The 8,001-nt window shown below is 31.4% G+C and carries 12 protein-coding genes; 9 read left to right on the top strand and 3 right to left on the bottom strand.

Annotated elements, in window-relative coordinates:
* The 9 genes from ACLR9T_RS12925 to ACLR9T_RS12885 form a co-directional block, all read left to right on the top strand.
* A partial coding sequence (locus ACLR9T_RS12925; RefSeq protein ID WP_413109918.1) for a chorismate-binding protein occupies window positions 1–419 on the top strand: 419 nt, incomplete at its 5' end.
* A complete protein-coding gene (locus ACLR9T_RS12920) occupies window positions 416–991 on the top strand; it encodes an anthranilate synthase component II (protein WP_413109917.1) in 576 nt (191 codons plus the stop codon). The genes ACLR9T_RS12925 and ACLR9T_RS12920, both read left to right, overlap by 4 nt.
* Window positions 984–1,991 (top strand): anthranilate phosphoribosyltransferase, encoded by a 1,008-nt coding sequence (gene trpD / locus ACLR9T_RS12915; protein WP_413109916.1) that lies wholly within the window; start codon window positions 984–986, stop codon window positions 1,989–1,991. Before ACLR9T_RS12920 ends, trpD begins: the two co-directional genes overlap by 8 nt.
* Window positions 1,992–2,004: 13 nt before the next feature.
* On the top strand, window positions 2,005–2,805 hold the full coding sequence (gene trpC / locus ACLR9T_RS12910; RefSeq protein ID WP_413109915.1) for an indole-3-glycerol phosphate synthase TrpC: 801 nt from the start codon (window positions 2,005–2,007) through the stop codon (window positions 2,803–2,805).
* On the top strand, window positions 2,795–3,391 hold the full coding sequence (locus tag ACLR9T_RS12905; protein WP_413109914.1) for a phosphoribosylanthranilate isomerase: 597 nt from the start codon (window positions 2,795–2,797) through the stop codon (window positions 3,389–3,391). The genes trpC and ACLR9T_RS12905 overlap by 11 nt, the downstream gene beginning before the upstream one ends.
* A complete protein-coding gene (trpB, locus tag ACLR9T_RS12900) occupies window positions 3,378–4,562 on the top strand; it encodes a tryptophan synthase subunit beta (protein ID WP_413109913.1) in 1,185 nt (394 codons plus the stop codon). The genes ACLR9T_RS12905 and trpB overlap by 14 nt, the downstream gene beginning before the upstream one ends.
* Complete coding sequence (gene trpA, locus ACLR9T_RS12895; protein ID WP_413109912.1) at window positions 4,555–5,322, top strand: tryptophan synthase subunit alpha; 768 nt, start codon at window positions 4,555–4,557, stop codon at window positions 5,320–5,322. Before trpB ends, trpA begins: the two co-directional genes overlap by 8 nt.
* A gap of 46 nt (window positions 5,323–5,368) precedes the next feature.
* A complete protein-coding gene (locus ACLR9T_RS12890; protein WP_413109911.1) occupies window positions 5,369–5,851 on the top strand; it encodes a DNA-deoxyinosine glycosylase in 483 nt (160 codons plus the stop codon).
* 29 nt (window positions 5,852–5,880) lie between these two features.
* Window positions 5,881–6,111 (top strand): hypothetical protein, encoded by a 231-nt coding sequence (locus ACLR9T_RS12885; RefSeq protein WP_413109910.1) that lies wholly within the window; start codon window positions 5,881–5,883, stop codon window positions 6,109–6,111.
* A 55-nt stretch (window positions 6,112–6,166) separates the two neighbouring features.
* Here the strand turns inward: ACLR9T_RS12885 and ACLR9T_RS12880 are convergent, their stop codons facing one another.
* From ACLR9T_RS12880 to ACLR9T_RS12870, 3 genes are read right to left on the bottom strand one after another with little or no spacing between them, the layout of a single operon-like run.
* Window positions 6,167–6,898: an ABC transporter permease gene (locus ACLR9T_RS12880; RefSeq protein ID WP_413109909.1), complete on the bottom strand. Its 732-nt coding sequence runs from the start codon at window positions 6,896–6,898 to the stop codon at window positions 6,167–6,169.
* Window positions 6,876–7,625 (bottom strand): ABC transporter ATP-binding protein, encoded by a 750-nt coding sequence (locus ACLR9T_RS12875; protein WP_413109908.1) that lies wholly within the window; start codon window positions 7,623–7,625, stop codon window positions 6,876–6,878. Before ACLR9T_RS12875 ends, ACLR9T_RS12880 begins: the two co-directional genes overlap by 23 nt.
* A gap of 4 nt (window positions 7,626–7,629) precedes the next feature.
* The gene (locus ACLR9T_RS12870) at window positions 7,630–7,845 is read right to left on the bottom strand and encodes an AbrB/MazE/SpoVT family DNA-binding domain-containing protein (RefSeq protein WP_413109919.1); all 216 of its coding nucleotides are present in this window, start codon (window positions 7,843–7,845) and stop codon (window positions 7,630–7,632) included.
* Between the last annotated feature and the right edge of the window lie 156 nt (window positions 7,846–8,001).

Genomic DNA, 8,001 nt, shown 5'->3' with positions numbered 1-8,001 from the left:
GTGTAAAAGTAGAGAAATATTTAGAAGTGTTGAGATTTTCACATGTTATGCACATTGGTTCAACAGTATCAGGAACGATTTTAAATGATTTAGACGCAATTGATGCAATTGATGCTTTACTTCCTGCTGGAACCTTATCAGGAGCTCCAAAGATTCGAGCGTGTCAAATTATTAATGAATTAGAAAATAATCGACGTGGAATTTATGGGGGAGCAATTGGATATATTGATTTTACTGGGAATCTTGATACTTGTATTGCAATTCGGCTAGCTTATAAAAAGAATGATAAAGTTTATGTTCGAAGTGGTGCTGGAATCGTTTATGATAGTATATCTGAAAATGAATATCAGGAGTGTTTGAATAAAGCTAGGGCTGTTATTGATGCTTTAAATATAGCTGATGGAGGAATAGATAAATGATATTATTAATTGATAATTATGATAGTTTTGCTTATAACTTATATCAGTTAATTGGATCGATTGATAAACAAATCAAAGTTGTTCGTAATGATGAAATGACAGTTAAACAAATTGAGACACTAGATCCAGATACGATAGTAATCTCCCCTGGTCCTGGAAAACCAAGTGGAGCAGGGAATATTGAAGAAATAATTAGATATTTTTATAATAAAAAACCTATTTTAGGCGTATGTTTAGGACATCAGGCAATTTGTGAAGCGTTTGGCAGTACGATTACTTATGCTAAGGAACTAATGCATGGTAAAAGTTCAGTAATTGAAGTAAGTGATGATAGTATTTTTAAAGGAATCGAAAAATTTACTAAAGTAGCTAGATATCATTCTTTAGCAGTAGAAAAAGAGTCTTTAGCTAAAGAATTAAAAATCATTGCTTTAAGTGATGATGATCAAGTAATGGCAGTTAAACATCGTAACTATCCTGTATACGGATTACAGTTTCATCCAGAATCAATTTTAACGGATGAAGGGGAAATAATGATAAAAAACTTTTTGGGGGTAAATGAAAATGATTAAAGAATCGATTATTAAATTATCAAAAAAAATAGATTTAACTAAAGAAGAAGCACGTGAATGTATGAATGAAATCATGAATGGTGAAGCAACTGATGTTCAGATGAGCAGTTATTTAACGGCATTAAGTTTAAAAGGTGAAACCATTGATGAAATTACTGGTAGTGCTGCGGGGATGCGTGAACATTGTATTAAACTATTGAACGATGAAGAAGTTTTGGAAATCGTTGGAACAGGGGGAGATGGTTCAAATTCGTTTAATATTTCTACTACATCATCAATTGTTATAGCAGCAAGTGGGATAAAAGTAGCTAAGCATGGAAATCGGGCAGCAAGCTCAAAATGTGGAGCTGCAGATGTTTTAGAAAAATTAGGAGTAAAAATTGATGTAAGTCCTAAAAAAAGTGCTACAATATTGAACGAGATTAATATCTGCTTCTTATTTGCTCAAAATTATCATATTGCAATGAAATATGTAGCCCCAGTAAGACGAGAATTAGGAATTAGGACAGTATTTAATATTTTAGGTCCATTGACTAATCCAGCAGGAGCTAGTATGCAGGTAATGGGAGTATATGATGAGACATTAGTCGAGCCATTAGCTAAAGTTTTAAATAATTTAGGTGTAAAACGGGCTATGGTAGTATATGGACAAGATAGTTTAGATGAAATTTCGCTTTCTGCACCAACTAGTGTTTGTGAAGTAAAAGATGGTACGTATACAAGCTATACGATTACTCCTGAACAATTTGGCTTTAAACGTTGTCAAAAAGAGGATTTAGTTGGTGGCGATCCAGAGTATAATGCAAAAATTACTCGTGATATTTTAGGTGGTAAAAAAGGTCCTAAACGAGATGCTGTATTATTGAATGCAGGAGCTGCAATTTATATTGCTGGGCGTACTGATACAATGCAAGAAGGTGTTGCATTAGCTGCAAAACTGATTGATGAAGGAAAAGCATTGGCTAAACTTAAACAGTTCATTGAAGAAACCAATAGATAAAGGAGTTATTAAAATGATTATTGATGATATTGTAGAAAGAACAATGGAAAGGGTAGCAGAAAATAAAAAAAGACATTCGATTGATAAATTAGCTAAATTAGCATTTGATAAACCAATAAATAAAGATTATCCTTTTGAAAAAGCTTTACGTAAACCAGGAATGTCATATATTATGGAAGTAAAAAGAGCTTCTCCTTCAAAAGGTGTAATTACTCAAAATTTTGACTATAAAACAATTGCTAAAGAATATGAAGAAATTGGAGCTGCTGCTATTTCAGTTTTAACAGAACCTGATTTTTTTAAAGGGGATGATGATTTTCTTGCAGAAATTGCAAAAATTGTTAAAATCCCAGTGTTAAGAAAAGATTTTGTGGTTGATGAATATATGATTTATGAAGCTAAATTATTAGGTGCTGATGCTGTATTATTAATATGTAGTGTATTAGACGAGATAACTTTAATGCGATGTTTGAATTTAGCGGAACGTTTAGGAATGAGTGCTTTAGTTGAAGCTCATAGTTCAATGCAGGTAAAAAAAGCATTACGAGTAGGGGCAAAAATTATTGGAGTTAATAACCGTGATTTAAGAAACTTTGAAGTAGATTTGAATAATAGTATTGAGCTTCGTTCAATGGTATCTGATGATATAGTTTTTGTTTCTGAAAGTGGGATCAAAACATATCAGGATATCAAACTTTTAGAAGAAAATAATGTTGATGCTGTTTTAATTGGTGAAACTTTGATGCGCTCACATGATAAACGTAAAACTTTTGAGATTTTAAAGGGATTAAGAGAACCGGAAAGTGAAAATTAAGATATGCGGTTTATTTCAAAGTAAGGATATTGATTATGTAAATGAGGCTAAACCTGATTATATTGGTTTTGTTTTTGCTAAAAGTAAGCGTCAGGTTGATTTATATCAAGCACATTTGTTGAAGGCAAGGTTAGATAGTCAGATAAAAACAGTGGGGGTTTTTGTTGATAGTTCAATTGAAAAAATAGTTGAACTAGTAAATAAAGAGATTATCGATATCATACAGCTTCATGGTAATGAAAATAATGTATATATTAAACAGTTAAAAGAATATACTGATATTCCTATAATTAAAGCAATTAAAGTTAAACAGGCAAGTGATTTAGATAATTTAGATTATGATGTGGATTATTATTTATTAGATAATAAAATTAGTGGTAGCGGTGAAAGTTTTGACTGGTCAGTAATTAAAGATTTGGATAAACCGTTTTTTCTAGCTGGGGGAATTGATTTAAATAATATAGAAGAAGCTATTCAAATCAAATGTTTTGGATTGGATGTTAGCAGTGGGGCAGAAACTAATGGAATAAAAGATCGTAATAAAATTATAGAAATAGTAAGGAGAGTTAAAAATGACGACAGGTAGATATGGAATACATGGGGGGCAATACATTCCCGAAACACTAATGAATGAAATTCATAATGTAGAAAGAGCATATGAATTTTATAAAAATGATCCTGAATTTAATCAGGAACTGGATAAATTATTAAAAGAGTATGCTGGTAGACCATCACTTTTATACTATGCTAAAAAAATGACAGCAGATTTAGGGGGAGCTAAAGTCTATTTAAAGCGTGAAGATTTAAATCATACAGGCTCACATAAAATTAATAATGTATTAGGGCAGGTATTGATGGCTAAAAAGATGGGTAAAACTAGGGTTATTGCAGAAACTGGGGCAGGGCAGCATGGTGTAGCTACAGCAACAGCAGCAGCTCTCTTGGGTCTTGAATGTGAGATCTTTATGGGGAAAGAAGATACTGATCGACAAGCTTTAAATGTTTATCGAATGGAACTTTTGGGAGCAAAAGTTCATAGTGTAACTAGTGGTACTATGACTTTAAAAGATGCTGTTAATGAAACAATGAGAGAATGGACCAAACGAGTTGATGATACTTTATATGTGTTAGGTTCGGTTATGGGACCACATCCTTTTCCAATGATTGTCCGTGATTTTCAAAGTGTTATTTCTAAAGAGGCTAAGGAACAGATTTTAGCATATGAAGGAAAATTACCAACAGCAGTTATAGCTTGTGTTGGTGGTGGTAGTAATGCGATGGGGATGTTCTATAATTTTATTAATGATCCTGAGGTTCAATTGATTGGTTGTGAGGCAGCTGGTAAAGGTGTTGATACTGCTTTAACAGCTGCAACGATCAATACTGGAACATTAGGAGTATTTCATGGAATGAAATCATATTTTTGTCAAGATGAATACGGACAGATTGCACCTGTTTATTCTATTTCTGCTGGTTTAGATTATCCTGGAATCGGTCCTGAACATGCTCATTTACACGATCTTGGTAGAGCTAAATATGTTCCTGTAACAGATGATGAAGCAGTAGCTGCTTTTGAATATTTGGCGAAAATGGAAGGAATTATTTGTGCAATTGAAAGTGCTCATGCACTAGCTTATGCGCGTAAGATCGTACCAGCGATGGCTAAAGATGATATTGTAATTATTTGTTTATCAGGACGAGGAGATAAAGATGTAGCAGCGATTGCTAGATATCAGGGGGTGGATATTCATGAATAGAATTAGTGATGCTTTTAAAAATAAAAAAGCTTTTATTGGTTTTTTAACAGCTGGAGATCCTTGTCTTGAAAAAACAGTAGAGTATATCTTAGAAATGGAAAAAGCTGGAGCTTCTTTAATTGAGATAGGAATTCCGTTTAGTGATCCAATAGCTGAAGGACCAGTTATTCAAGCAGCCAATATTAGAGCGCTAGCAAATAATATGACTACTGATAAAGTCTTTGAAATTGTAACAGAAGTTAGAAAAACTTCAAATATTCCCTTATGTTTAATGACATATTTAAACCCGGTCTTTCATTATGGTTATGATAAATTCTTTAAAAGATGCCAAGAAACAGGTGTAGATGGAATTATTATTCCTGATTGTCCATTTGAAGAAAGTAAAGAAGTTAGTGATGTTTGTTATAAATATGATGTTGATTTAATTTCGATGATTGCACCAACATCTAAAGAAAGAACCTTAGAGATTGCTAGAGAGGCAAGAGGGTTTATCTATCTGGTTTCTTCAATGGGGGTAACAGGAATGCGTAGTGAGATAGCTACAGATATAGAGGGGATTGTTAAAGAAATAAAAACAGTAACTGATACACCAGTTGCCATAGGTTTTGGTATAAATAATCAAGAGCAGGTTAAGTATTTTTCATCACTTGTTGATGGAGTAATTGTAGGAAGTGCAATTGTTAATATTATAAAAGAATATGGTGAAGAGGCAAAAAAACCATTATATAATTATATAAAATCATTAACAGAGGTTATGTAAATATATATTAAGCTTAAATATAACTATATATATTTAAGGAGGTAATATGAAAGAATATCATTTAATTGAACCAGTTTATAATCATGATTCAAGAATATTAATTTTAGGGTCATTTCCTTCTGTAAAATCAAGGGCTGGGAATTTCTTTTATCACCATCCCCAAAATCGTTTTTGGAAAATATTATCAAATATTTATAATTATCAAACGTTAGAAACAGTTGTTCAAAAGAAACAGTTTTTATTAGAACATAAGATTGCAGTTTGGGATGTAATTGCTAGTTGTCAAATAACAGGTTCTAGTGATAGCAGCATAAAAGATATTACAGTTAATGATTTAGAAAAAATAATAAATGATAGTAAAATAACTCATATTTATACAAATGGTAATTTAGCTGATAAATTATATCATCGATATTTTGATCATAAAATTAGTTTACCTGTAACTAAGTTACCATCATCATCACCTGCAAATGCTAGTTATTCATTAGATAAATTAATTAGTTGTTGGAATGTTATTAAAACTGATTAATAATGGTAATAATATATTGAGGTGATATTATGCATTCAGGACAAAAACAGTTTTATGATTACATATTAAAAAGGGTTCGATCAGGAAATGAAGAAAAAGCAAAAAATTTATTAAATGAAAGTTTTGAAAAACAAGAAAATGGAACTTTTAATCAAGAATATTTGCAATCATTTATGATTGCAATGCTTGAATTGATTCAAGATGAAGATAAAGAAGAAGTTGAAATGATCATGAATGAGTTTGGTAAAAAAATTAAATAAAATAAAAAGAGACTACTAAATTAACTTTTAAAAGTTATTTATTCAAGTCTCTTTTTTATTTATTTTTCATTTTGTATTTAAACATGATCACTGCTAATATACAAATAATCAAACCATATCCTGATACCCAAATAAGATCATTAAGTATTCCAAGATGATCAATATTTAAAAGTCCTTTAGATAAATTAACAGCATGAACAAAAGGAAGACAATAAGCAATATCTTTAAATAAACCACCTACTAACTCTAAAGAAAACCAGGCCCCACTAAACCAGGCAGTTACATTTGTTAAAAGGGCCCCACAAATCCCCCCAACTTGTTTATCATTAAAAATGGTTCCACATAATAATCCTATCGCAATAAAGATAATTGAAATCGGGATACTTGCCATTATTGCTACAAATATACTACTAGTAAATTTAAGTCCTAAAAAATATGCAGTTAGATAGCATAAAATAGTTTGAATTAAAGCCATTGGTAATAATGGTAAAGTATAACCTAAGATATAATCTTTAGCTTTAATTGGAGTGGTAAATAAACGATCAAGAAATGAAGAACTACGATCTTTTGAAATTAAGGTGGCTGAAAAAAGAGATAAAAAGGATAAACCAAAAACTGCAATTCCTGGTGTTAATTGTTTTAGATCAAATGGTGCATCAGGAGCATTTTTTTGAATAGCTGTTAGTAGAAGTAATAAGACTATTGGAAATCCAATTCCAAATCCTATATTGATAGGATCACGGATGATTTCTTTAGCGGTTCTTTTAGCAAACACGAGTATTTTCATTGTTATTACCTCCTTGAGTAAGATTTATAAAAGCATAACTAAAATTGTTTGTTTTAGCTTGTTTCATTAATTCAATGGTTGTTCCTAACGCTTTTATTTTACCATCTTTTAAGATACAAACACGATCAGACAGAGCTTCAGCTTCTTCTAAATAATGAGTAGTTAAGATAATTGTAATTTTACTCTTTAATGCTTTTATCGTTTGCCAAAGCTGTTGGCGTGCAAGAATGTCTAATCCTAAAGTAGGTTCATCTAAAAATAGTATTTTTGGTTCACTAACTAAAGCCATAGCAATACTTAAACGTCGTTGATAACCACCTGATAACAATTTGCTTTTTTTATTTGCAATTGTTTCAAGTTCAAAAGTATTAATTAATTCAGAGACTTTTTGCTTGATTAAAACTTTATTGAAACCATGAATCTGTGCCATTAATTCAAGATTCTCGATTACTGTTAAATTTGGTGCAATTGCAGTTTCTTGGGGTGAGACACTGATGATTTCTTTGAATTTAGAATTGTCATTTAAAATACTATAATCATTTATTAATACATCTCCTTTAGTAGGTTGTATTAATCCTGATAATATTTTAATAATGGTTGTTTTGCCTGCTCCATTAACACCTAATAGTGCTAATAGTTCTCCATGTTTGATTGTTAGATTCAAATTATCAACAGCAAGCTTATCTTTATATCTTTTACTAAGGTTTCTGATTTCAATTGCATTCATTTGTTTAGTCCTTTCTGTTTTTTGGAACTCCAAGTTCGCTAATAAAGTTAATAATATCACGCTGGTGTACAATGGCTAACCCTCGTTCTTCATCACCTAAGATTACAAGTTTATCACCAGAACAAATTTTAAATAGTTTACGTGCTTCTTGAGGGATAACGATCTGACCGCGTTCGCCGACTGTTACTGAACCAAAGAAATGTTTTCCTTTAGGGGGAATCGTAATTCCCGCATCATCTTCATCATAATTAATTAGATTATCAACAGTAACGTTATATAATTTCGATAGGGCGACAATACTATCAAGATCAGGTAAAGATTCACCAGTTTCCCTTAGTTAAAGATATGACCCCTCATTATCAGTCTACTTTTCCAA

Origin of the sequence: Thomasclavelia sp. (assembly GCF_047249845.1) — a bacterium.
Lineage (GTDB): Bacteria > Bacillota_I > Bacilli_A > Erysipelotrichales > Coprobacillaceae > Thomasclavelia.
The sequence above is the reverse complement of the archived record's forward strand: the minus strand, read 5'-3'. Positions and strand labels throughout refer to the sequence as shown.

Coding starts and splice junctions, on each gene's coding strand:
- ACLR9T_RS12920 (WP_413109917.1), top strand. CDS start 416: ATGATATTATTAATTGATAATTATGATAGTTTTGCTTATAACTTATAT.
- trpD (WP_413109916.1), top strand. CDS start 984: ATGATTAAAGAATCGATTATTAAATTATCAAAAAAAATAGATTTAACT.
- trpC (WP_413109915.1), top strand. CDS start 2,005: ATGATTATTGATGATATTGTAGAAAGAACAATGGAAAGGGTAGCAGAA.
- trpB (WP_413109913.1), top strand. CDS start 3,378: ATGACGACAGGTAGATATGGAATACATGGGGGGCAATACATTCCCGAA.
- trpA (WP_413109912.1), top strand. CDS start 4,555: ATGAATAGAATTAGTGATGCTTTTAAAAATAAAAAAGCTTTTATTGGT.
- ACLR9T_RS12890 (WP_413109911.1), top strand. CDS start 5,369: ATGAAAGAATATCATTTAATTGAACCAGTTTATAATCATGATTCAAGA.
- ACLR9T_RS12885 (WP_413109910.1), top strand. CDS start 5,881: ATGCATTCAGGACAAAAACAGTTTTATGATTACATATTAAAAAGGGTT.
- ACLR9T_RS12880 (WP_413109909.1), bottom strand. CDS start 6,898: ATGAAAATACTCGTGTTTGCTAAAAGAACCGCTAAAGAAATCATCCGT.
- ACLR9T_RS12875 (WP_413109908.1), bottom strand. CDS start 7,625: ATGAATGCAATTGAAATCAGAAACCTTAGTAAAAGATATAAAGATAAG.